Origin of the sequence: Streptomyces sp. NPDC059010, from assembly GCF_042740355.1 — a bacterium.
Classification (GTDB): domain Bacteria; phylum Actinomycetota; class Actinomycetes; order Streptomycetales; family Streptomycetaceae; genus Streptomyces.
Genome location: NZ_JBHYJA010000006.1, coordinates 120,577 through 145,464, shown reverse-complemented (window position 1 = coordinate 145,464; position 24,888 = coordinate 120,577). Strand labels below are relative to the sequence as shown.

17 protein-coding genes are annotated in these 24,888 nt (G+C 67.3%); 7 read left to right on the top strand and 10 right to left on the bottom strand.

Going from position 1 to position 24,888, the window contains the following annotated elements:
- Window positions 1–65: 65 nt before the first annotated feature.
- From ACFWYS_RS08170 to ACFWYS_RS08160, 3 genes are read left to right on the top strand one after another with little or no spacing between them, the layout of a single operon-like run.
- The gene (locus tag ACFWYS_RS08170; RefSeq protein ID WP_384764876.1) at window positions 66–2,057 is read left to right on the top strand and encodes an N-6 DNA methylase; all 1,992 of its coding nucleotides are present in this window, start codon (window positions 66–68) and stop codon (window positions 2,055–2,057) included.
- Window positions 2,054–3,373, top strand: a complete 1,320-nt coding sequence (locus ACFWYS_RS08165; RefSeq protein ID WP_384764874.1) for a restriction endonuclease subunit S — start codon at window positions 2,054–2,056, stop codon at window positions 3,371–3,373. Before ACFWYS_RS08170 ends, ACFWYS_RS08165 begins: the two co-directional genes overlap by 4 nt.
- Window positions 3,370–6,549, top strand: a complete 3,180-nt coding sequence (locus tag ACFWYS_RS08160) for a type I restriction endonuclease subunit R (RefSeq protein WP_384764873.1) — start codon at window positions 3,370–3,372, stop codon at window positions 6,547–6,549. Before ACFWYS_RS08165 ends, ACFWYS_RS08160 begins: the two co-directional genes overlap by 4 nt.
- A 55-nt stretch (window positions 6,550–6,604) precedes the next feature.
- Here the strand turns inward: ACFWYS_RS08160 and ACFWYS_RS08155 are convergent, their stop codons facing one another.
- Window positions 6,605–6,811 (bottom strand): DUF397 domain-containing protein, encoded by a 207-nt coding sequence (locus ACFWYS_RS08155; protein ID WP_384764871.1) that lies wholly within the window; start codon window positions 6,809–6,811, stop codon window positions 6,605–6,607.
- Window positions 6,808–7,680, bottom strand: a complete 873-nt coding sequence (locus ACFWYS_RS08150) for a helix-turn-helix domain-containing protein (protein ID WP_384765106.1) — start codon at window positions 7,678–7,680, stop codon at window positions 6,808–6,810. The genes ACFWYS_RS08155 and ACFWYS_RS08150 overlap by 4 nt, the downstream gene beginning before the upstream one ends.
- A 93-nt stretch (window positions 7,681–7,773) precedes the next feature.
- On the opposite strand from ACFWYS_RS08150, the gene ACFWYS_RS08145 reads away from it, so the two are divergent.
- The 3 genes from ACFWYS_RS08145 (at window position 7,774) to ACFWYS_RS08135 (ending at window position 12,165) form a co-directional block, all read left to right on the top strand.
- Complete coding sequence (locus tag ACFWYS_RS08145; RefSeq protein WP_384764870.1) at window positions 7,774–8,253, top strand: ATP-binding protein; 480 nt, start codon at window positions 7,774–7,776, stop codon at window positions 8,251–8,253.
- 116 nt (window positions 8,254–8,369) lie between these two features.
- The gene (locus ACFWYS_RS08140; protein ID WP_384764868.1) at window positions 8,370–9,968 is read left to right on the top strand and encodes a protein kinase; all 1,599 of its coding nucleotides are present in this window, start codon (window positions 8,370–8,372) and stop codon (window positions 9,966–9,968) included.
- Between the two features lie 49 nt (window positions 9,969–10,017).
- On the top strand, window positions 10,018–12,165 hold the full coding sequence (locus ACFWYS_RS08135) for a UvrD-helicase domain-containing protein (RefSeq protein ID WP_384764866.1): 2,148 nt from the start codon (window positions 10,018–10,020) through the stop codon (window positions 12,163–12,165).
- A 31-nt stretch (window positions 12,166–12,196) separates the two neighbouring features.
- Here the strand turns inward: ACFWYS_RS08135 and ACFWYS_RS08130 are convergent, their stop codons facing one another.
- The 5 genes from ACFWYS_RS08130 to ACFWYS_RS08110 form a co-directional block, all read right to left on the bottom strand.
- A complete protein-coding gene (locus tag ACFWYS_RS08130) occupies window positions 12,197–14,122 on the bottom strand; it encodes a DUF262 domain-containing protein (protein ID WP_384764864.1) in 1,926 nt (641 codons plus the stop codon).
- Window positions 14,123–14,273: 151 nt separating this feature from the next.
- A complete protein-coding gene (locus ACFWYS_RS08125; RefSeq protein WP_384764862.1) occupies window positions 14,274–15,638 on the bottom strand; it encodes a GH1 family beta-glucosidase in 1,365 nt (454 codons plus the stop codon).
- A gap of 29 nt (window positions 15,639–15,667) precedes the next feature.
- Window positions 15,668–16,507: a carbohydrate ABC transporter permease gene (locus ACFWYS_RS08120; protein ID WP_384764861.1), complete on the bottom strand. Its 840-nt coding sequence runs from the start codon at window positions 16,505–16,507 to the stop codon at window positions 15,668–15,670.
- 34 nt (window positions 16,508–16,541) lie between these two features.
- Window positions 16,542–17,534 (bottom strand): carbohydrate ABC transporter permease, encoded by a 993-nt coding sequence (locus ACFWYS_RS08115; protein ID WP_384764860.1) that lies wholly within the window; start codon window positions 17,532–17,534, stop codon window positions 16,542–16,544.
- 5 nt (window positions 17,535–17,539) lie between these two features.
- A complete protein-coding gene (locus tag ACFWYS_RS08110) occupies window positions 17,540–18,856 on the bottom strand; it encodes an ABC transporter substrate-binding protein (protein WP_384764858.1) in 1,317 nt (438 codons plus the stop codon).
- A gap of 211 nt (window positions 18,857–19,067) precedes the next feature.
- Here ACFWYS_RS08110 and ACFWYS_RS08105 point away from each other — a divergent pair, with 211 nt between their 5' ends.
- Entirely contained in the window at window positions 19,068–20,867 is a 1,800-nt protein-coding gene (locus ACFWYS_RS08105) for a coagulation factor 5/8 type domain-containing protein (protein WP_384764856.1), read from the top strand.
- Between the two features lie 103 nt (window positions 20,868–20,970).
- Here the strand turns inward: ACFWYS_RS08105 and fusA are convergent, their stop codons facing one another.
- From fusA to ACFWYS_RS08090, 3 genes are all read right to left on the bottom strand, one after another.
- Window positions 20,971–23,046: an elongation factor G gene (fusA, locus tag ACFWYS_RS08100; RefSeq protein ID WP_384764855.1), complete on the bottom strand. Its 2,076-nt coding sequence runs from the start codon at window positions 23,044–23,046 to the stop codon at window positions 20,971–20,973.
- Between the two features lie 378 nt (window positions 23,047–23,424).
- Window positions 23,425–23,622, bottom strand: coding sequence for a ferredoxin (locus tag ACFWYS_RS08095; protein WP_384764854.1), 198 nt, complete (start codon window positions 23,620–23,622; stop codon window positions 23,425–23,427).
- A 32-nt stretch (window positions 23,623–23,654) separates the two neighbouring features.
- A complete protein-coding gene (locus ACFWYS_RS08090) occupies window positions 23,655–24,872 on the bottom strand; it encodes a cytochrome P450 (RefSeq protein ID WP_384764853.1) in 1,218 nt (405 codons plus the stop codon).
- Between the last annotated feature and the right edge of the window lie 16 nt (window positions 24,873–24,888).

Here is a 24,888-nt window from a genome sequence, read left to right as displayed (position 1 = left end):
GACCAGACTTGTCTCTGCTTCCGCTCGGGGCGGGCGGGACGTACGGAAGGAACTCGGGGAACCTCTTGAACAGCAGCAAGCACACGGAACTGGCGAACCACGCGTGGTCCGTCGCGGATCTTCTGCGCGGTGACTACAAGCAGTCGGACTACGGCAAGGTGATCCTGCCGTTCACAGTGCTGCGCCGCCTGGAGTGCGTCCTGGAGCCCACGCGGGAGAAGGTCACGGCGGTGGCCGAGCAGTACAAGGACAGCGAGATCGACCCAGACGACTGGCTGCGCCGCGCCTCAGGCCACTCCTTCTACAACAAGTCGAACCTAACCCTGAAGAAGATCGCGGCGGACCCACAGAACGCGGCGAAGAATCTCCAGGTGTATGTGGGGGCGTTCTCGGACAACGCGCGGGGGGTTCTGGACCGCTTCGAGTTCGCGCAGCAGGTGAAGCGGCTGGACAGTGCCGGTCTGCTCTACAAGGTCATCGGCAGGTTCACGGACCTGGCCCTGCATCCCGAGGTCGTGCCCAACCACAACATGGGCTACATCTTCGAGGAGCTGATCCGGCGGTTCGCGGAGCAGTCGAACGAGACGGCCGGTGAGCACTTCACGCCGCGTGAGGTCATCAAGCTGATGGTGAACCTGCTGATCGCGCCGGACGGGGATGCGCTGACGGTCCCGGGTACGGTCCGCAAGGTCATGGACCCCGCGTGCGGTACGGGCGGAATGTTGTCGGCGGCCGAGGATCACATCCTGTCGCTGAACCCGGATGCCGTGGTGGAGGTGTACGGGCAGGAGCTGAACCCCGAGTCGTGGGCGATCTGCCGGTCGGACCTGATGATCAAGGGGCAGGACCCGGAGAACATCGCTTTCGGCAACTCCTTCTCGGACGACGGGCATGCGCGGCGGAAGTTCGATTACCTACTCGCCAACCCTCCCTTCGGCGTGGAGTGGAAGAAGGTGAAGGAGGAGGTCGAGTACGAGCACAAGTCGCTGGGAGAGGCGGGTCGGTTCGGGGCGGGGCTGCCGCGTATCAATGACGGCTCGCTGCTGTTCTTGCAGCACATGCTCTCGAAGATGAAGCCGGTGGATGTCAACGGCGGTGGCGGGTCACGGGTGGCGATCGTCTTCAACGGCTCGCCTCTGTTCACGGGTGCGGCAGGTTCGGGTGAGTCGGAGATCCGGCGCTGGATCCTGGAGAACGACTGGCTGGAGGGCATCGTTGCTTTGCCGGACCAGCTCTTCTACAACACCGGTATCTCCACGTACTTCTGGATCCTCACGAACCGGAAGAGCCCTGAGCTGAAGCGTAAGGTCGTGCTGCTGGACGCGCGCGACCAGTGGCAGAAGATGCGCAAGTCCTTGGGCGACAAGCGCAAGGAGCTCGGCAAGGACCACATCGCGACGATCACGCGCCTGTACGGCGAAGCCGTCGCCGCCGCCGAGAACCCTGAGCACCCGCAGCACGCGAAGGTGAAGATCTTCGCCAACACGGACTTCGGGTACCAGCGGATCACTGTCGAGCGGCCGTTGAAGCTTCGGTTCGAGGTGACGGAGGAGACGCTGGCCGCGCTAGCCGCGTCCAAGCCTGTGCAGAAGCTGGAGTCAAGCGAGGAGTTCGTGGCGGCGGTGCGTACGCTGCTGGGCTCGTCGTGGGGGACGAAGCCCGACGCGCTGGTGGGTTTGAAGGACGCGGTGGTGGCGGCTGGGCTGCTCTGGCCGACGGGGGCGCCCTTCGCGAAGGCGGTACGGGAGGCCATCGGGGTGCGGGATCCAGAGGGTGAGGTGCAGCTGGTGAAGGGTGCCCCGGAGCCGGATTCGGAGCTGCGGGACTACGAGAATGTGCCGCTTGGTGAGGACGTCGAGGAGTACCTGAAGCGGGAGGTACACCCGCATGTGCCGGATGCGTGGATCGACGGCAGTAAGACGAAGGTGGGGTACGAGATCCCGTTCACGCGGCATTTCTATGTGTACGAACCGCCGCGGCCATTGGCGGAGATCGATGCCGAACTGAAGGCGCTGGAGGCGGATATTCAGGCGCTTCTTGGGGAGGTTACACAGTGACCGGCACACTTCACGCACTTCCTGATGGGTGGGCCAAAACTCGCCTGGATCGCGTCGCCACCATCAACGCCCGAATCGGTTGGAAGGCTCTGACAGCTTCGGAGTATCAGCCGGAAGGCTACGCCTTTTTGGCCACACCCAACATCAAGAGTCCTGAGATCGACTTTACGAACGTCAACTACATCTCAGAGTTCCGATACAACGAATCCCCCGAGCTGAAGCTGCAGGTCGGTGACGTACTCCTAGCCAAGGACGGCAACACCCTTGGCATCGTCAATATCGTTGACAACCTGCCGCGCCCCGCCACGGTAAATGGCTCGATCGCCGTGCTCCGGGCTTTCGACATGGACTCACGTTTTCTCCGCTATGCCATCCAGAGCAGCTTCATCCAAGGGCATATCGGTTCAGTCAAGGACGGAATGGGAGTACCTCATCTCTTCCAGCGAGATATCAAGCGCTTCCCCCTCCCCGTTCCTCCGAGGGATGAGCAGCGCCGCATCGCCGACTTCCTAGATACCGAGACTTCCAAGATCGACCGGTATGTAGAATTGCACAAAAGGCTCCAGAGTAAGCTGCGCGAGAAACACCAGAGCATCGCCGAGTCACTGCTATTGCATGGCAGCGTCGCTGTTGAGGGTGCGACATCACCCGCTGAGAGCATCCCGTTTCCGTCAAGCTTCCGAATCGGCAGACTCAAGAATGTGTCCACTCGAATCGACGTAGGAATCGCCGAAGCGGCAACTCACGCATACGCATCAACAGGCATTCCATTGATCCGCTCGATGAACATTCGACCGAATCGCCTTGAATTGGACGACCTCCTGTACATCGAATCCTGGTTTGCCGAGCGAAACAAGTCGAAGGTCGTACACGCAGGTGACATCCTGACTGTACGAACGGGCAACGCTGGTGTCAGCGCAGTGGTTCCGCAAGAGATGAATGGTTCGCAGACATTCACTCAACTCATCACGACTCTAAGAAGCGACGCTTCAGCGGAATACTTCTGCCAGTTCCTCAACTCTAGGGTTAGCCGCGCGTATTTCAAGCTCGTTAGCTGGGGAAGCGCACAACCGAACATCAGCGTCCCCCTCTTGGCGAACACACCTGTCCCCATCCCTCAGCCTCACGTCCAGGAAGCGATCGTTGCACAAGTTAAGAAAAACCAGGAAATGGCTAGTGCGCTGGATTCCAAGGTTTCCAGTGCTTGCAACCTGGCCGTCGAGCGACGCCAAGCCCTCATCACTGCCGCTGTAACCGGCCAATTCGACGTCTCCACCGCCAGCGGCCGCAACGTAACGGACGGAGTCCCGGCATGAGCCCAGCGCACAACGAGTCCGCCTTCGGCTCCGCCATAATCGCCGCCCTCCTGGAACGCGGCTGGCGTGAGGCAAACCCCGCCGACTACCGCCCCGACCTCGGCCTGGACACCAACGAGCTCTACACCTTCATCGGCGCAACCCAGCCCGACGAATGGCACGAACTCCGCACGGTCTACGTTGACCCCAACGAAGCCCAACGCGGCTTCGCTCAACGCCTCGACCGAGCCATCGCCGAAGAGGGCCTCCTCCACGTCCTCCGCAACGGCGTAAAGGACCGCGGAGTCCTGCTCCGCGTCGCCTACTTCAAGCCGAACCTCGTCGCAGACGACTCTGTCCTCGACGGCTACCGCGCCAACCGCCTCACCGTCGTCCGCGAACTCCCCTACGCGACCAAACAAGCCGACTGGGGCCACCGCCTCGACCTGACGCTCTTCCTCAACGGCATCCCAGTCGCCACAGCCGAGTTGAAGAACCCACTCACGGGCCAGGGCGTAGAGCACGCCAAGGAGCAGTACCGAACCGACCGCGACCCGACCGAGCTGATCTTCACGCGTCGGGTCATCGCGAACTTCGCCGTCGACCCGGACCTGGTCTTCGTGACGACCCAACTGCGTGGCAAGAGCACCCAGTTCCTCCCCTTCAACACGGGATCGAGCGGCCCCGGCCGCCCCGGCGGAGCCGGTAACCCGGAACCCACCGCCCACGGCACGTACGCCACCTCGTACCTCTGGGAACAGGTCTGGCAGCGCGACAACTGGCTCGACCTGCTCCAGCGATTCGCCCACCAGCAGAAGCGCAAGACACCCGGCGGCGGAACCACCAAGACCAGCATCTTCCCGCGCTTCCACCAATGGGACGTGGTCAAGAAGCTGACCGCACACGCGGCCACGCACGGCGCAGGCCAGAACTACCTCGTCATGGCCTCCGCCGGCTCCGGCAAGTCGAACACCATCGGCTGGCTGGCCCACCGCCTCAGCGATCTACACGCGGACACCGACCCCCGCGCCCTCGACACCGAGGCCCTCGCCAGCAAGCGCATCACCCCCGGTGATCCCGTCTTCGACAAGGTCATCGTCATCACGGACCGCCGCAACCTGGACGCCCAACTCCGCGAAACGGTCGGCAGTTTCTCGCAGACGGACGGCCTGGTCGTGAAGATCGACGAGAAGCACGGCGCGAAAAGCGAACAGCTCGCCCGCGCGCTCTCCCGCGATACCGGAAAGATCGTCACGGTCACCCTGCACTCGTTCCCGGCTCTCCTCGAATACATCAAGCGCAACCCCACCGAGATCAAAGGCACCCGCTTCGCGATCATCGTCGACGAGGCCCACTCCTCCCAGTCCGGCGACGCCGCCACCGCCGTGAAGTCCGCACTGCGCGACCTCGGCCTGGACTCCGACTCGGAGGACGCCGGCGCGACCACCGTCAATGTCACCGACAAGCTCAAAGCGAAGGCCGTCGAGCGCTCCCATGCTGCCAACCTCTCCTACTTCGCCTTCACGGCCACCCCCAAGGCGAAGACGCTCGAACTCTTCGGCACCGAGGACACCGAGAACGGCAAGGCGGTCTACCGCCCCTTCCACACGTACTCCATGCGCCAGGCCATCGAGGAAGGCTTCATCCTCGACCCGCTGCGCCACTACGTCACGTACGACACCTACTGGAAGCTGGTGAACCAGAACCCCGAGGAGAAGGAGGTCGACCCCTCCAGGGCGAACAGCCTCCTCGCCCGGTTCGCGCTCACGCACGAGCACACGGTCTCCCAGCACGCCATGGTGATCGTCGAGCACTTCGTGACCCACAGCCGCGGCCGGCTCGGCGGACGCGCGAAGGCGATGGTCGTCACGGCCTCGCGGCACTCCGCCGTACAGATGGCCCGCGCCATCAAGAGCTACATCAAGGACCGCGACTACGACACCAAGTACCCCGACCTGGGCATCCTCGTCGCCATCTCCGGCTCCCTCACCATCGACGGCGAGGAAACCACCGAGGTCAAGGAGAACAACGGCCTCTCGGAGAGCGCACTGCCCAAGGCGTTCGCCTACACCCGCGCCGACGACAAGGCCGTCAAGGCGGGCGGCAAGGGCCAGCAGGAGTACAAGATCCTGGTCGTCGCCGAGAAGTACCAGACCGGCTTCGACCAGCCGCTCCTCACCACGATGTACGTCAACAAAACGCTGACCGGTATCGCAGCCGTCCAGACCCTCTCGCGCCTCAACCGCACCGCCGAGCGCAAGTCCCAGGCCGACCTCGCCGTCCTGGACTTCGTCAATGACGCTGAGGACATAAAGGACGCGTTCCGCCCGTACTTCGAAGAGGCCGAGACCCTCCCCTCCGACCCCAACCTCCTCTACACCACTCAGAGCCGCGTCATGTCCGCCCCGGTCATCTCGGAGCAGGACATGGACGAGTTCGCCACCGCCTACTTCGAGGCGAAGGAGAAGGCGGGCGGCTCACAGGCCAAGTGGGAGAAGCTCCACGCCGAGCTCTACCGGCTCCTCTCCCCCGCTGTCATCCGCTTCACCACTCTGATGGAGAGCGAGGATGACGACGACGTCGAGACCGCCGAGGACTTCCGCGCGAACCTCAACGACTACGTCCGCAAGTACGGCTTCCTCGCCCAGATCGTGCCGTACCACGACCCCGACCTGGAACGGCTCCACCTCTACGGCCGCTACCTCCTCAACCGTCTCCCCCGGCGCGCCGACGGCGGCGTCGACATAGGCGAAGTCGACCTCAGCCACCTTCGCGTCGCGAAGACCGGCGAGCACGACGTCTCCCTCAGCCCCGAGGGGCCGGCCGAACTCAAGGGCTTCGGTGACGGCGTGGGCGGCGCCAAGGAAGCTGAGAAGTCTCTTCTCTCCGAGCTCATCGACAAGTTCAACGCCAAGTTCGGCACCGAGTTCACCGAGGAGGACGTCCTCCCTGCCTTCAACGCCGCCAAGAACGACCCGAAGGTCCGTGCAGCCGCCGTCGTCAACGACGAGGACAACTTCGGCGTCGTCTTCGACAAGGCGTTCAACGGCTACATGATGGATCACGTCTCCACCATCGACACCCTCGGCAAGCGCTACTTCGGCGCCGACCGCAGCTTCAAGTCCAACCTGGACCGCAGTGCGCGGCGCGCAGCGTGGCGGATGATCCGCAACGAGGAGGGTCTGGACGACGTTTAGCCGTTCCTGAGGTGGCAGAGGGCCCCGCCGTGCGACGGGCCCTCTGTTCCCACGCTTAGCGGCCGGAGGCCAAGGCCACCAGACCTGCCCATGCCTGGGGCCCGACCGACATTACGGGCCCGGCCGATCGCTTCGAGTCTCGTATCAGGACAGCGGTGGGCGTTGCGGCGACTTCGACGCACTCACCGCCATCGCCGGTGCTGTAGCTGCTCTTGAACCAGGCAAGTTCGGGCACTGCCACCTCGTTCCGATCAACGCTCATGCCTCTCCCATCAACTGCTCGATGAACGCCGACGACTCGCTCGGCGTCAGCGCCTGAGATCGGAGAATGCCATAGCGGGCTTCGAGTTCTCGAACCCGTGGCGCTTCGGTGTAGAGGCGGCTGTCACCCTGTACTTCGGCGTACGCGATGCGATGGCCATTGTCCGTATCGATCAAAGTGAAGGGACCGTTCAACGCCGCGTTGTCCTCGCGTGCAGTTGGCATGACCTGCACCTCCACGTTTCGTAGCTGACCCGTCAGCAGGATCTGCTCCAGCGTGCCCCGCAGTGTCTTCCGACCTCCGATCGGCCGACGCAGGACGGCTTCCTCGATCACGAAGCTCATCAGCGGGGCAGGACGGCGGTTGAAGATCTCCTGTCGCACCATGCGAGCTGCCAGACGTTGCTCGATCACTTCGTCTTCAAGCAACGGTCGCTGCATCCGGAAGACCGCCCTCGCATACTCCTCAGTCTGCAACAGCCCCGGCACCGCGTACACCGCGTACACATTCAAGGCCGTGGCCTTGGCCTCAAGGCGCGCCGCGTCCCGAAAGAACGCCGGATACTGAGCCCGAGCGATTTCCTCCTTCAGCGCCTTCAACACACCCCCGGCGTCCAGCACTTCATCCGCCTGGTCGATGAACTTCGGCTGAGGAATCCGCCGTCTCTGCTCGAATGACGCAATCGACTCCGCCGCGTACCCCATCAGCTTCCCGAACGCCGCGCGGTCCAGCCCCGCCCGCACCCTCAGCAGCTTCAACTGCCGCCCGAACGCGGCCACAATGCCCGTGCCCGGCTCATCCTCCGGCCGCTGCCCGACCTCGTCCCGCGCCCGCTCGTCCCTCACACCCGCACCGCTTTTCCCCAGCACCGCACGTACACAGGCCACCCCGCCACGTACAACAGTCCCGCGACGGCGCGTCACCCCTGGTCACGCTACGCCACGGGGCACCACCTTGGAGTCATGACCAGCAAGCCCACAGCCACAACGCCCACCACATCCACCACCCAACTCACCGTGCCTACCGCCCACTTCGCCATGCGCTTCAGCTCAACCCCACGCGGTGCCCGCCTCGCCCGCCGTCTCTGCGCCGAACGGCTCGACGCCTGGGGCATCCCGTGCGGAAGTGACCCACACGACGCACTCACCCTCATCGCGGCCGAACTGTGTGCCAACGCCGTCCAGCACGGACGGGTCCTCGGCCGCGACTTCCACGTACAACTCACCGCCGACGACGAGACGACCGTACGCATCGAAGTGACCGACACCCGCGGCGAGCGGCTCCCTACCCCCGCGCCCGCTGGTCCCATGGCCCAAGTAACCAGTGCCGGTGGTCGGGGTCTGCTGCTCGTCGAGGCTCTCGCTGACACATGGGGCTTCTGCCCCCGTCACGACGGACCAGGCAAAACGGTCTGGGCACAGCTGTCAATCCCGCCAATCTGAGCGGCACACGCCACAGCCGCTGGACGGAAGATCGCCGCACCCGCAAGACTTGTCCCAACCAGTCGGACCGGCGCCGACCCACCGCACGCCGGCGAGAACACTCGACGGGGGCACGGGTGCCACAGAAGCCGGTCGCGGGACGTTACGAACTGCTGGAGGAGCTCAGCCACGGCGGCATGGGCGACGTGTGGCGCGGTTACGACGCCGTACTGGACCGGCCCGTCGCTGTGAAGGTGATCAGGGGACAGGCCGCCACCTCCCCGCAGCTTGCCGAGGAGCTGGCCAAGCGGTTCAAGCGGGAGGCGAGGATCACGGCACGGATCCGGCATCCTGGCGTGCCGCAGGTGTACGACGCCGTGCTGGACGAGTCGTACGAGCAGCTGTTCCTGGTGATGGAACTGGTCGACGGCGTCCCGCTGACCCACTACATCCACCCCGACCGACCGCTCCCTGTCAGCTGGGCCGTCGCCGTCGCGGCACAGGTGGCCACGGTGCTGTCGCACGCGCACGACGTCCCGGTAATTCACCGCGACTTGAAGCCGAGCAACATCATCGTGGCCCAGGACGGGACCGTGAAGGTTCTCGACTTCGGCATCGCGGCAATCCTGCGGACCGACGTCACCAAGCTGACCGCGACCGGCAGTCCTATCGGCACGTACCAGTACATGTCACCGGAGCAAGTGCGCGGCGGGCAGGTGACGCCGCAGGCCGACCTGTACGCGCTGGGATGTGTGCTGCACGAACTGCTCAGCGGGCGGCTGGTGTTCAGCGCAGACAGTGAGTTCCTGGTGATGTTCCAGCACGTCAACGCCGCGCCGACACCGCTACGGCAGCTGCGCGCCGAGGTCCCGGCCGAGCTGGAGGAACTCGTCCTGGACCTGCTCCGCAAGGCACCGGAGGCACGCCCGGCGGACGTACAGGAGGTGTACGAGCGGCTGCGGCCCTTCCTGCCGGCTGCCGGGGAGGAGCCGGCACCGCACGAGACGGGACCGGCCGGAGCGCCCGACCCGACCGGGGTGTTCCGTCGCCCGTACGCTCCCCGTCGACGCGGCGGAACGGTCGGGCAACCCGCCCCCGCAGTGCCCGGCGCAGCCGAAGCGGCGGCGCCGGTGCCCCTCCCGGAGACGCTGCGCGCGCAGATCAGGGAGGTACGCGAGCACTACGACGCCCTCATGGAGGAAGACCGGTTCGCGCAGGCGGCCGAGGTGGTCGGCGAGTTGGTCGAGCCCGCCGCGCGCGCCCTGGGCGCGGAGAACAAGGTGGTGCTCGCGCTGCGGATGCGGCGTGCGGTCAGCCGTCTGCTCGGCGGCGACTTCCGCGCCGCGCTGCCGGAGTTCGAGGCTCTCGCCGCCACGCACGCCAGGATCAGCGGGCCGACCAGTAAGGCAGCCCTCGACTGCCGTGCCCAGGCGGCCCGGTGTCGTGCGGAACTCGGCCAGGTCACCGACGCACTCGCGGCGCTCCGGGACGTACTCGACGTCGTCCGGTCCGTCGACAGCGACGTCAGCGAGGAGGCCGTCACACTGCGCCGGGACATCGGCATGCTGCTGCTCGCGCAGGGGCGGACGGCTGACGCGTTCGATGTCCTCGATCCGCTGCACGCGGACTTGTGCATGGTGTGGGGTCCGGACGACGAGCTCACGGCCGAGGTGGCCGAGACACTCGCGGTGATCCGTCTGGATCTCGACGGTGGCCCCGCCGGCTCGCCTGCCTGACCTGGCCTTTCCTCCGTACCGTAGCCCGCCCGGCCCTTAGGATCCATCCATGCCGCAACTTGCCTTCGACATCGGCTTCTTCGCCGAACTTCCCAAGCTCCAGCCCCCGGTCAGGAGGGGCGTCCTCGACGCCTGGGAGAAGTTCAGCCGGCTCACTCTCGATCAGCTCTTCAAGGATCCGGGACTGAAGCTGGAGAGCCTGACGAACGCGAAGGACAAACAGATCCGCACGATCCGCATCGACCAGTTCTGGCGTGGCGTCGTGCTGGCTCCGTCCTCCGGGGACACCTTCGTGCTGCTGCGGGTCATGCAGCACGACAAGGCCATCGACTGGGCGAAGAAGCAGAAGTCCAGCATCAACGAGGTGACACGGGCCGTCGAGATCCGGGACGCGGCCACCCTGGACGAGATCACGCCGGCGTACGAGCGGGTGGCGGAGACCTCGCCGAAGAAGCGGCTGTTCGCGAAATTCTCCGACGGGGACCTGACCGCCCTCGGTATCGACGCCGAGACGTTGCGGCAGGCCCGGTCGCTGGTGGACAAGGATCAACTGGAGGTGTTCGCACCGCTGTTGCCACAGGACCAGCGCGAGGTGCTGCAGTATCTCGCGGAGGGCTGCACGGTCGAGGAGGTGTGGCAGGACATCGTCGCGCCCGCCCTGCAGGCGTCTACGCAGCCGGTGGACACGCAGGACTACGAGACGGCGATCCAGCACACCCGGGCGCGTATCGCGCTGGTCACGGCCACCGAGGAACTGCGGGACATCCTCGAGAAGCCCTTCTCGGCCTGGCGGATCTTCCTTCACCCTTCCCAGCGCAAGGTTGCCTATCGGGCGTCCTACTCGGGGCCCGCCCAGGTCACCGGCGGGCCGGGCACCGGGAAGACCGTGGTGGCACTGCACCGGGTCAAGCACCTGCTGGGCCATCTGCGTGACGGGGACCGCATCCTGCTCACGACGTACACCAACGCTCTTGTCAGCGCGCTTCGTTCCGGTCTGGAGTCCCTGGTGGAGGATCCGGAGCTGTGCGAACGGGTTGACATCTCGACGGTGGACGGCTTCGCGAGCCGTGTTGTCGCCGAGGCGCCGGACGCGGTGGCACTCCGGCCGCTTATGTACAACCAGGAGGAGAGCCGCTGGGCGAAGGCTGCCAAGGCGACCGGGTTCACCGGCAGTGCCCAGTTCCTGGCGCAGGAGTACCGGCACGTCGTCCTCGCACAGAACATCAGGACCCTGGCCGAATACGAGGCTGCGGACCGGCGTGGCCGCGGGAGTCGGCTGGCCGCGGCACAGCGGCCGCTGGTGTGGGAGACGGTGGAACGGTTTGCGGCTGATATGGCCGCCGACGCGGCCCGTACCTGGCTGCAGACCTGCGCGCAGGCAGCACGCTTGCTGGAGGAGAAGGGACCGCAGTACCGGCACGTAGTGGTGGACGAGGCACAGGACCTCCACCCGACGCAGTGGCGGCTCCTGCGCGCGGCCGTCCCCGCCCGCCCGGACGACCTGTTTATCGCCGGCGACCCTCATCAGCGCATATACGACTCGAAGGTGTCCCTGAAGTCACTCGGCATCAAGGTCGCCGGGCGGTCGGTGAAGCTCCGCAAGAACTACCGCAGCACGCAGGAGATCCTGCGCTGGTCCACCTCACTGCTCGTCGGCCGCCCCATCGCCCAACTGGAGGACGAGGGGCGCGACGACACGCTGCTCGGGTACCGCTCCGCCCTCCACGGCGACGGACCCGCGGTGCACACCGCGGCGACCGAGGAGGCCGAACTGGACGCGCTCGTCGCTCAGGTGCGGGCGTGGCGGGAGGCGGGCGTCGGCGCCGGGGAGATAGGGGTCAGCACCCGGTTCAACAAGACGTCCGCCAGGGCGGTGGCACATCTCAAGACCGCAGGCATCCCCGCCGCACCACTGCGCGCCGCCATTACGCCTGGGGAAACGGAAGCCGTGCGCGTCGGGACCATGCACTCGTTCAAGGGTTTGGAGTTCCGCTGCGTCGCGGTCATCGGTGCCAACGACGGCGCTCTGCCCTTCCCGAAAGCGGTCACACCGCCCGACGTGGACCCCAAGCAGCACGAGACGGACATGATGTCCGAACGCTGCTTGCTGTTCGTCGCCTGCACGAGGGCACGGGACAGCCTGTACGTCTCGTGGTGCGGCGCACCCAGCCCGTTCCTGGTGGAGGCCGGCGTGTGAGGCCGGAGAGCCGTCTGCACCAGGCATCCCGCTACCGGATGCTCTGCAAGAGCGCCCCCGTGGCACTGACGGTCCAGAACGACCAGCCGTTGCGATTCGGATTGACGTGCGGGTTGAGGGCCTTCACCGCTGCGACTGCCGCCCCACTGGGAGTCTCGTACTCACCGCGTCCGGGGCCGGAGGGGATCGTCACGATGCGGGACGAAGGGTCGTAGTAGGCGTTGATGCGTCGGCCTTCGTAGATCGCGTGGATCTCGACGCCCTGCTCCGTCCGGAGGCCCTGGATCTCCGCACCGACAAGCGTGGGCGCGGCCGGATCCTCTGCGATCACCTCCTCGTCGGCAGGCAGCTCGTCGATGTCCTGGTGGGTGGCCTGCCCGGTGTACGCGGGAAGTCCCAGCAACTTGTTGAGGACGTTGGCCAGCGAGCGCCTTCGTGCGGCCAGGAAGTCGGGGAACCGTTCCATGGACCGTAGTTCCGGATCGCCGGGGATCCACTGTTCGGCCAGGCGCTCCGGCGCGATGCCGGCCATGTAGTCGACGGGCAGTCTGGCGGAGATCATCTTGTTGGTCTGACCGGTGACGAAGGCCAGATTGGCGAGACTGTTCCACTCCTCCTTCGCGTACGCCCCCTGGACTCGGGCGCGCGGGAAGACATGGTGATACTCGATCTTGGCACTGCTGTTCATCGGCTGGTCGCTGATGGCGATGTTGGTCGCCCAGTCCCGCGCCGTGCCGCGCAACGCGGCGATGTAGAGCAGCTTGAAGAAGGCGTGTGTGGAGTACTTCTGCTCCAGATCCCTGGGGTGGAGGGCGCTGTCCAGGGACCGGGTGCCGGACGCCCGGCGGATGAGCTCCGCGAACAGGTCCTCTCCCTGACGCGTCTTGATCAGCCGGGCCTCCGCGTCGAGCTTGCCCTCGACCTGCAGCGAGTAGTGACTGAACGCCATCGCCGTGTACACCCAGCGGCGCAGCAACTGGGCCTCCCCCGGGCGCAGTTTGCCGTCCCGGTGGTGCAGCAACAGAGCAGGCACGATGGTGACGTTCGGCGACGAGAGAACCTCGGACCGCGGGATGGAACACTCACCCTTCAGGAAGTCGATGGCGAAACGGAGAGCCCTCTCGGTGGCCTGCCAAGCTTCTTTCAGCGCCGCTTCGTCCACAGCCGCCCCGATGAGCTTGATGTGATGGGCGCCGGTTCCCGCCAAAAGGCTCATGAGGCGCAGGACCGCCTCCCTGTTCAGGGCGAAGTTGCTGTCCTGCAGCTCCTGATGGAAGGCGTCCATGGTGTCCAACCCGTCCGACCAGCGGGCTGCGATGGCGCTGTAGACGAGATCCCCCTTCGACAGCCGCCGGCCGCCTTTGTTCAGCCGAGCGAAGAGTTCGGCGACCTCCTCGTAGTCGTCGGACTCGTAGGTGATGACAGCGATTTGGTGCTGTCGGATGTTGTTCACCTTTTGCAGCCGCTGTGTCCAAGGGCCGAAGTCCGGGTCGTCAAACCGTACTCCGGCCTCATTGAGGACCTGGTAGAACTGCACGTTCTCCTGGAGCAGTAGCGACACCGGAAACAGCAGCGGATCCTTGCGCTGGATCGCGCTGGGGTTGACGAACTCCTCGGTACGCACGTCGAAGCGCAGGTCGATGAGCCTGCCGTCGGCCTTGGACTCAGGTCGGTAGACCCATGCAAGGGACGTCAACCGCTGCTGCCCGTCCAGCAAGTAGAGGAGTTGGTGTGTGGACTGGGCGGTCTGAACGACGGCCGCGGTCTTGAAAGGCACCGTCAAGTTAGTCTTCCACAACAGCAGCGCACCGACCGGATAGCCCCGGTAGAGCGAGTCGAAAAGATCGCGTACGTCGGGCCGCATCCAGACGAAGTCCCGCTGGATCGAGGGAATGACCCACCTTCCGAGCAGCAGGTCCTCCACCTTGGAGATGATCTTCTCGTTTGCCAGCCCCATGCCGCCCCCAACTTGCGAGTCCTCTACGGCAAACACAGTATCCACCGTTGGTGACAGCCGTCTCACTTCTGGTGATCAGGGGTTCCGGCGCGGCCCTCACCGCAAACGCGGCCGCAGCGCGGGATTCTGCATACCCTTCGTGCAGTCGTGGTCAGGCAGCCCGTCGCGCCCCGTCCCGGTGGCTTCGGATGATCTCCGCGTACCGTCGACCCGTGCCCTTGATCGTCCGCACCTGCGTCCGGTAGTCAACATGGACCAGCCCGAACCGCTTCGCATACCCGTAAGCCCACTCGAAGTTGTCCAGCAGCGACCACGCGAAGTACCCCGCCAGCGGCACCCCCTTGCGGGCGGCGGAGGCGCAGGCGGCGAGGTGCTGGAGCAGGTAGTCCTGGCGCTCGGGGTCGTCGATCGTGCCGTCGGGGCGTACGACGTCGGGGTAGGCCGAGCCGTTCTCGGTGACGTACAGCCTGCGTGCCCCGTACTCGTGGGTCAGGCGGAGCAGCAGTGTCTCGATGCCGCTCGCGTCGATCTCCCAGTCCATGCCGGTGCGCGGCACGTTCGGGCGGCGGACCGCGCGGGCGTACGGCGCCGGGCCCTCGGGGTCGTCGACGACGTGGGCCGGGAAGTAGTAGTTCAGGCCCAGCCAGTCCAGGGGGGCGGCGATCGTCTCCGGGTCGCCCGTGCGCTCCGGGAGGTCGACGCCGTAGGTCTCGACCATGTCGGCCGGGAAGCCGCGGCCGTGCACCGGGTCGAGCCACCAGCGGTTGACGTGGCCGTCCTGGCGGCGGGCGGCGGCTTCGTCCTCGGGGCGGTCGCCGGCCGCGTACACCGTCGAGAGGTTGTTGACGATGCCGATCTCGGCGCCGGGTGCGGCCGCGCGGATCGCCTGGGTGGCGAGACCGTGGCCGAGGAGGAGGTGGTAGGAGGCGCGGACCGCGGCCGTGAGGTCGGTGAGGCCGGGGGCCATCTTGCCTTCCAGGTGGCCGATCCAGGCGGAGCAGGACGGTTCGTTGAGGGTGGCGAAGTGGGTGACCCGGTCGCCGAGGCGTTCGGCGACGACCGAGGCGTAGGCGGCGAAGTGCTCGGCCGTCTCCCGCTGCGGCCAGCCGCCCCGGTCCTGGAGGGCCTGCGGCAGATCCCAGTGGTAGAGGGTGACGGACGGGGTGATGCCGACCTCCAGCAGCGCGTCGACCAGCTCGTCGTAGAAGGCGAGGCCCTTGGGGTTGGTCGGGCCGTCGCCGCCGGGTACGACGCGCGGCCAGGCGATCGACAGACGGTAGGCGTTCGTCCCCAGTCGACGCATCAGGGCGATGTCCTCGCGCCAGCGGTGGTAGTGGTCGCAGGCGACGTCGCCGTGGTCGTCGCCGGCGATCTTGCCGGGAGTGTGGGAGAAGGTGTCCCAGATCGACGGGGACCGTCCGTCCTCCGCCACGGCGCCCTCGATCTGGTACGCCGATGTGGCCGTGCCCCACAGGAAGTCGTGCGGGAGTGCGGCGAGGTCGATGCGGTCGGACACGGAGATCCCTTCGGAATGTGGGGTGTTGGTCACTTGACGGCGCCCGCCGTCAGGCCGGCGACCAGATAGCGCTGGAGGAGGAGGAAGCCCGCCACCACGGGGACGCTGACGACCAGCGAGGCGGCCATGATCTGGTTCCAGTACACGTCGTTGAGCGTGGAGTAGCCCTGGAGGCCGACGGCGAGGGTGCGGGTGGTGTCGTTGGTCATCACCGAGGCGAACAGCACCTCGCCCCAGGCGGTCATGAAGGCGTAGACGGCGACCGCGACGATGCCGGGGACCGCGGCCGGGACCACGACCCTGAACAGCGCGCCCAGCGGGCCGCAGCCGTCGACCAGCGCCGCCTCGTCCAGGTCCCGCGGCACCGAGTCGAAGTACCCGATGAGCATCCAGATCGAGAACGGGAGGGAGAAAGTCAGGTACGTCAGGATCAGGCCGCCGCGCGAGCCGAACAGGGCGATGCCGGTGGCGTTGCCGATGTTGACGTAGATGAGGAACAGGGGGAGGAGAAAGAGGATGCCCGGGAACATCTGCGTGGAGAGCACCGTGACCGTGAAGACCCGCTTGCCGCGGAAGCTGTAGCGGCTGACCGCGTACGCGGCGAAGACCGCGATCACCACCGAGCAGACCGTCGCCGCGCCCGCCACGATCAGCGAGTTCACGAAGTACTTCGCGAGCGGCACCGTCGACCAGATGTCGATGTACGGGCGGACGGTCAGGCTGCTGGGCAGCCAGCGGAACTTCCCCGTGACGTCCGCGAGCGGCTTCAGGGAGCTGGAGACCATCACGTAGACCGGGACCAGGACGAAGCCGGTGAGCAGCGTGAGGAAGATCCGCCGGGACCAGAGGAAGGAACTCGGCGGTGCCATCGGGGAGTTCTGTATGGGTGGCGCCATCGGGGAGTTACGCATCGGCGGTCCTCCGTCCGCGGCGTGAGGTGAGCCAGAGGTAGACGCCCGTCACCAGCAGCAGGAACAGCAGCAGGAGGACGGACATCGCCGAACCCGTGCCGAAGTTCCAGGTGACGAACGACGCCTGGTAGATGTGCACCGAGATGAGGTCCGCGGCGGCGGGTGCGGTCTTGCCGAACAGGACGTACGGCGTGTTGAAGTCGTTGAACGTCCACAGAAAGAGCACCAGGACGAGGACCTGGTTGACCGGGCGCAGGGACGGCAGGGTGATGCGGCGGATCTGCTGCCACATGCCTGCCCCGTCCAGGGCCGCCGCCTCGTACAGCTCCTTCGGGATGTTCTGCAGCCCGGCCATCACGATGAGGAAGGCGAACGGCCAGCCCTTCCACACCGACACCGTCAGCAGCGCGAGGAAGCTGTTGTCGCCGATGAGCCAGAAGGAGGGCTGGTCGGTGAGGCCGAGCTGGTCGTGCAGGACGTGGTTCACCAGGCCGTTGTCGTGCTGGAACATGAAGACCCAGGTGATGACGGCCGTGTAGACGGGCAGCGCGTACGGCACCAGGAACAGGGCGCGCAGCAGGCCCCGGCCGCGGAAGGTGTCCTGCATGCAGATCGCGGCCGCCGTGCCGATCAGCCAGCACAGGCCGACCGAGAGCAGGGTGAAGGCGATGGTGACCAGGAAGGAGTGGAGCAGCGCCGCGCCGACCGGGGCGTCGAAGTCCACCGACATCTCGTAGTTGGCGAGGCCGTTCCAGGGGGCCGTGGTCCAGTCGCGGATGTAGAACTGCGTGAGCTCCTTGAAGCTCATCGCGATGCCGATCACCATCGGCACGAGATGGACCAGGAGTTCGAGGAGCAGCGCGGGCAGGAGCAGCAGGTACGGCAGGCCGATGCGGCGGATCCGCCCGGGACGGCGGCGGGGGCCGTCCGCCGTCCCGGGGGAGCTCTTGCGCACGGCGGCCTCGGCGGGGGCCGTGGTGGTCATCGCGCTCACTTCGTCGGCATCTGCTGCTGGGCCTTCTCCAGCGCCGCCTTCACCGAGTCGGTGGTCACGGGGCGTCCGGCGGCGGCGTCGGCCCACAGCTCCTTGACGGCCGTACCGACGGCCGTCTCGAACTGCGACTCGTCGGCGACCTGCGGTGCCGCTACGGCGCTCTTCGCGAGGGTGTCCTTGAGGACCGCGTTCGCCGGGGTGCCGAAGGCCTGGTCCGACTGTGCGCCCTTGACCGGCGGGATCGAGCTGTAGGCCGCGTTGAGGATCTTCTGCTCCGCGTCGCTGGTCATGAACTTCACGAACTTCGTGGCGCCGTCGAGGTTGTCGGTGTTCTTGAAGACGGCCAGGTTGATACCCATGACCATCGAGTTGACGCCGGTGCCGGAGCCGGGGGCGCCGGACCCCACGGGCACGGGGGCGATTCCGTAGGAGTCCTCGCTCATGCCCTGCGACTTGAGGTTGGCGGAGGCGGACTGCCACAGCAGCATCGCGGTCCTGCCCTTGGCGAAGTCGCTCACCGACTGGTTCTGCGCGTACTCGGCGTTGCCCGGTGCGATGACCTTGTCCTTGGCCATCAGGTCGACGAACCGCTTGACTCCCGCGACCGCTCCGTCGGAGGTGAAGTCGGGCTTGCCGTCGGCGGTGAAGAAGTCGGCGCCGTGCTGCTTGGCGAAGACGACGGCGTGGTGGATGTTCTCCGCCGGGTTCGAACCCTCCGTGCCCAGGCCCCACTTGCCGCCCTTCGACAGCTTCTTCCCGTCGGCTGTCAGCTCGTCCCAGGTGGCCGGCGGCTTCGAGATGCCCGCGTCGGCGAACATCTTCTTGTTGTAGTAGAGCGCGTACGCCATCGAGTACAGCGGCACCGCGGCCGGGTCCTCGCCGTCGGCGCCGGTCGAGCCGAGCGCCGACTCCACGAACCGGTCCTTGCCGCCGATCCTGCCGAGGTTCTCGGCGTTCCACGGCAGCAGCGCCCCGGTGGCCTGGAGGGAGGCGCTCCAGGTGTTGCCGATGTTCAGGACGTCGGGGCCCTGGCCGGAAGTCGTCGCCGTCAGGATCCGGTTGAGCAGGTCCGACCAGGGCACGACCTCCAGCTTCACCTCGATGCCGGTCTGCTTCTCGAACTTGTCGAGTTCGGGCTGGAGGACCTTCTTGTCGACCTCGATACTGGCGCCCTGGTTGGAGGCCCAGTACGTGAGGGTCTTCGGCGAGTCGTCGGACCCGCCGCCCGTCGGCGAACCGCCTCCGCACGCCGAGGCGGCCAGAGCTAGGGACAGGGTGACGGCGCCTACGGCCGCGGCTCGGATGCTGCGCATGGCTCCAGATGGCCCTTCCGGGAAGTGCGTCACGGCTTAATTTAGAGCGTGAGTTAAGCCCTGGAACGCGGACGCGTCAAGGGTTTTGACACAGTCTCCGAACTTCGGGCGTACCTCTTGACTCACCCGTTCCACGGTTGAACCATTCAGCGACGAGAGAGCGCTCCCCGCACCCCACGACGTTCACTTCCTGAACCTGGAGAGCCGCCCGATGCCCACTTCCTCCCCGTCCTCCCAGTCCTCGGGGCCGCCCTCGGTCGGCCGCAGGGCCCTCATCGGCGCCGCGATCGCGTCGACGCCCACTGTGCTCGGCCTGTCGGCCGAGGCTTCCGCCGTCCCATCGGCCCGGAAGAAGCCGCGCCCCCTACCTGGTGGCGGTGACCTCGGCCCCAACGTCCTCGTCTTCGACCCGTCGACCCCGGGCATCCAGGCCCGCCTCGACGAGGTGTTCCGGCAGCAGGAGTCGGCGCAGTTCGGCACCGGCCGCTACGCCCTGCTGTTCAAGCCCGGCACCTATCAGGGCCTCAACGCCCAACTCGGCTTCTACACCTCGATCGCGGGCCTGGGCCTGTCGCCCGACGACACCACCATCAACGGCGATGTCACGGTCGACGCCGGCTGGTTCGACGGCAACGCGACGCAGAACTTCTGGCGTTCGGCGGAGAACCTGGCGCTCGTTCCCGCGAACGGCACCAACCGCTGGGCGGTCGCGCAGGCGGCCCCGTTCCGCCGTATGCATGTGCGCGGCGGCCTCAACCTCTCCCCCACCGGCTACGGCTGGGCGAGCGGCGGCTACATCGCCGACAGCCGTATCGACGGCCAGGTCGGGCCGTACTCCCAGCAGCAGTGGTACACCCGGGACAGCGCGATCGGCGGCTGGCTCAACGGCGTGTGGAACATGGTGTTCTCCGGCGTCGAGGGAGCCCCCGCGCAGAGCTTCCCCAACCCGCCGTACACCACGCTCGACACGACACCCGTCTCCCGTGAGAAGCCGTTCCTGTACGTCGACGGAGGCGGGTTCCGGGTCTTCCTGCCGGAGAAGCGGACGAACGCGCGCGGCGTGACCTGGGGCAACGGCACCCCGCGAGGGACCTCGCTGCCACTGACCCAGTTCTATGTCGCGCGGCCCGGCGTCTCGGCGGCCACGCTCAACCAGGCGCTCGCACAGGGACTGCACCTGCTGCTCACCCCGGGGATCTATCACGTCGACCGGCCGATCCAGGTGAACCGGCCGAACACCGTCGTCCTGGGCCTCGGCTACGCGACCCTCATCCCGGACGGCGGCGCCACGGCCCTGAAGGTCGCCGACGTCGACGGAGTCCGGCTGGCCGGGTTCCTGGTCGACGCCGGACCCGTCAACTCGGCGACCCTGCTGGAAATCGGGCCGCAGGGCGCGTCCAAGGACCACTCCGCCAACCCGACCACCGTGCAGGACGTGTTCGTCCGCATCGGCGGAGCGGGCGCCGGCAAGGCCACCACCAGCATGGTGATCAACAGCCGGCACACGATCGTCGACCACACTTGGGTGTGGCGCGCCGACCACGGCGACGGAGTCGGCTGGGAGACCAACCGCGCCGACTACGGCGTCGTGGTGAGCGGCGACGACGTCCTGGCGACCGGCCTGTTCGTGGAGCACTTCAACAAGTACGACGTCCAGTGGAACGGTCAGCGCGGCCGCACGATCTTCTTCCAGAACGAGAAGGCGTACGACGCCCCGAACCAGGCCGCCATCCAGAACGGCGCGGTCAAGGGGTACGCCGCCTACAAGGTCGGTGACCGCGTGACCTCGCACGAGGGCTGGGGACTGGGCAGTTACTGCTACTACAACGTGGACCCCACGATCGTGCAGCACCACGGCTTCGCCGCCCCGAACGCACCCGGCGTGCGCTTCCACGATCTGCTGGTCGTGTCGCTGGGCGGGAAGGGGCAGTACGAGCGCGTCATCAATGACACCGGGACGCCGACGTCGGGGACCTCTACGGTGCCGTCGACCGTGGTGTCGTATCCCTGAGAAGGCGTGCTGAGAAGGCCTGCTGAGTAGGCGTGGTGATGCTGCCGGTCGGGGCCCCTCCCGTGTACGGGGAGGGGCCCGTACGGGGAGGAGCCCCGCCGTCCTACCGCGGCGCCGCCGTCGTCACCGGTGCCGGTGCGTACCCGGTCGGCCGGGTCGTGAAGCTGCCGCGGCCCTGGGTGCGGCTGCGCAACCGGGTGGCGTAGCCGAAGAGTTCGGCCAGGGGCACGGTCGCCGTGACGACCGCCGCGCCCGCCCGTGCGGCCGAGCCCGTCACCCGGCCCCGGCGTGCCGCCAGGTCGCCGAGCACCGCGCCGACGGCGTCCTCGGGCACGGTGACCGTGACCTCGACGACCGGCTCCAGGAGGACCATCGCGCAGGTGCGCAGGGCGTCGCGGAGGCCGAGCCGGCCGGCGGTGCGGAAGGCCGTGTCGGAGGAGTCCTTCACATGGGTCGCCCCGTCGGTGAGGGTGACCCGCAGCCCGGTCACCGGGTGACCGCCGAGCGGACCCTCGGCGAGGGCGTCCCGGCAGCCTGCCTCGACGGCACGGACGTACTCCTGCGGCACGCGCCCGCCGACCACGGCCGAGCGGAACTCGAAGCCGCCTTCCGCGGGCCGCACATCCAGGACCACGTGCGCGAACTGCCCTGCCCCGCCGTCCTGTTTGACATGCCGGAAGACGAAACCGGTCACGCCCCGGCCCACCGTCTCCCGGTACGAGACCCGGGGACGGCCCACGTTGACCTCCACTCCGAGGTCCCGGCGGATCTTCTCCACCGCGACCTCCAGATGCAGTTCACCCATGCCGGACAGCACCGTCTGCCCGGTCTCGGCGTCGGTGCGCACGACCAGCGACGGGTCCTCCTCCGCCAGCCGTGCCAGCGCGGTGGCCAGCTTGTCGGTGTCGGTGGACCTGCGCGCCTCGACAGCGACGGACACCACCGGGTCGGCCACACTGGGCGGTTCGAGGACGAGCGGCGCGTCCGGTGCGCAGAGGGTGGCGCCGGGCCGGGCCGACTTCAGGCCGATCACGGCCACGATGTCGCCCGCGACGGCCCGGTCCAGCTGGGCGTGGCGGTCGGCCCGCACGCGCAGGATCCGTCCGATCCGCTCGGTGCGCCGCGCTGTCGCGTCGAACACCGTGTCTCCCTTCTCGATCGTGCCCGAGTACACCCTCAGGAACGTGAGCCGTCCCGTCGGGGTCGCGCTCACCTTGAACGCCAGTGCCGCGAACGGCGCCGACGGGTCGGCCGGCCTTTCCTGGTCCACACCGTCGTGCGGGCCGCGCACGGCCGGTACGTCGAGCGGCGAGGGCAGATAGGCCACGACCGCGTCGAGCAGCGGCTCGATCCCGCGGTTGCGGTAGGCCGAGCCGCACAGCACGACCACGCCGTCGCCGCTGCGGGTCAGGTCGCGCAGTGCTGTGCCGAGGGTCTCCGGCGAGAGCGTCGACCGCGCGCAGAACTCCTCCAGCGCGCCGGCATGCAGCTCGGCCACCGCCTCCTCCAGCAGCCGCCGACGCCGATCCGCCTCCTCCCGCAACTCCGCCGGCACCGGCTCTTCCACGGCCGTGTCGGCGCCGTCGGCCCACACCAGCGCCCGCATCCGTACGAGGTCCACGACACCGCGGAACCCGTCCTCGGCACCGATGGGCAACTGCACGACCAGCGGCGCCGGGTGCAGCCGTTCCCGTATCGAGGCGACCGCCGTGTCGAGGTCGGCCCCGGCACGGTCCAGCTTGTTGACGAAGGCGATCCTCGGCACACCGTGCCGGTCGGCCTGCCGCCACACCGACTCGCTCTGCGGCTCCACGCCCGCGACGGCGTCGAACACCGCGACCGCGCCATCGAGGACACGCAGCGAACGCTCCACCTCGTCGGCGAAGTCGACGTGCCCGGGGGTGTCGATGAGGTTGATCCGGTGACCGTCCCAGGCGCAGCTGACCGCCGCCGCGAAGATGGTGATGCCGCGGTCGCGCTCCTGCGGGTCGAAGTCGGTGACGGTGGTGCCGTCGTGGACCTCGCCGCGCTTGTGCGTGGTGCCGGTGGCGTACAGGATCCGCTCGGTGACGGTGGTCTTGCCGGCGTCGACGTGGGCGAGGATGCCGAGGTTGCGGACGACGGCGAGGGTGTTGGGGGTGAGGTTGGGGTTGGAGCTGAGGTTGGCGTTGGTGCGCACGGCCCTTGGCCTTTCGGATGATCCGGAACAGGGGGCAGCGCGATTCCCGTACGAGACACAGGGGCACCAGGAATCTGTCGGCACCGTCAACTGCGGGCTTGTAGACAGAAGTTGGTGTTGATCAGGCGTTCGTCACGGGCATCCGGTGCCGGCCGCGCAGCGGGCACCGGGCGGACGAGGACACCAGGATCACCTCGTACCGGCAGAGGGAGACGACGGCAGCGGTGTGGTCACGCATGGCCCGGCTCCCTTCGACTCGTCACGAGGACGCGCCGCCGAGTGGTGGGCGGCGCGTGAATGCGTGGTGAGTCTAGGGAGCCGGGCGGGGTCGATGCAGCCGGTTATTTACTGGTCGTCGCCCCTACTGGTTTTCGTCCTCTACTGCTCGTCGATCGTGATGGCCGCGGCGGGGCAGACCGCCGCCGCCTCGCGGGCGGACGCTTGCAGGTCCGCGGCGGGGCTCGGTTCGAGGAGCGTGACTATGCCGTCCTCGTCACGCTGGTCGAAGACCTCGGGTGCGATCAGCACACACTGGCCGGCGCCGCAGCAGCGGCCCTCGTCCACACTGAGTTTCACGGCGGTTGCCTTCCTTCCCGGTGATAGAGCCGTCACCACCGCACGGGAACCGTGCGCAGTCCGCCGACGAGGAGACCCTCGACGCGCTTCAACTCATGGGTGGACACGGCCAGTTGGAGGGTCGGCAGCTTGCGCAGTAGGACGTCGAGGGTGACCTGCAGTTCGGTGCGGGCCAGGCTCTGCCCGAGGCATGAGTGCGGTCCGACGCCGAACGTCAGATGGGGGTTCGGGGACCGGGACAGCACCATGTCGTCGGCGTCGGTGAACACGCTCTCGTCCCGGTTGGCGGACGGCATGCTGCACACGACGGTCGTGCCGCTCGGGAGCACCTCGACGTCGATCTCTACGTCCTCGGTCAGATAACGCCGCAGCCCGAAGCCGAGGTTGGCGTCGAAGCGCAGTGCCTCGTCGACCGCGGTGCGCACCAGGGCCGGGTCGGCGAGCAGCCGCTCCCAGCGGGTGCGGTCGGCGAGGAGCATGGCGACCATCTTGCCGATCATGTTCGCGGTGGTCTCGTGCCCTGCGACCAGGAGCCCCATGGCGGTGCCGAGCAGTTCGTCGTCGGTCAGCCCGTGGCCCTCCTCCTCGCTCTCCCGGATCACCATGCTGATCAGGTCCTCGCCGGGCTCGGCGCGTGTCGCCGCGATGTGCGCGCCCATGTACCCGGCGAACTCGTCGTATGCCGCCCGGGTCTGGCCGCCGGAATAGCGGCTGACGTTGAGAAAGGCGTCGGACCAGTGCGAGAACCGGTCCCGGTCCGCGGCCGGGACGCCGAGGATGTCGCAGATGACGTAGACGGGCAGGGGGAAGCCGAGGCACGCCTTGAGGTCGGCGGGCTGTCCGCCGCGCACCATGTCATCGACGAGGCTCTCAGCCATCCGCACCATGCCGGGGCGCAGCGCGGTCATACGGCGGGCGGTGAAGTACTTGCCCACCTGCCGCCGCCACTTGAGGTGCGGTTCGCCGCGGTCGGGCAGCGCCAGGGTGCTGCTTCCGTCGGCGGCGGGGCCGCCCGCGCCTTCGGGGGCGATCCGGGCGGCGCCGACGTCCTCGGCGGTCGGCCGGACGAAGCGGGGATCGGACAGCAGGGCTTTGACGTGGTCGTAGCGGGTCAGATAGGTCGCCTTGTCCCCGCTGGGGAGTTCGACCGTGGACATCGGGCACCGCCCGCGCAGTTGCTCCCATTCGGCGGGCGGATCAAGGGGGTTGTCGCTTAGCAGCGGCAGTCGCAGGAGGTCGTTCTCGCGCATCTTGCATCACCTTGTG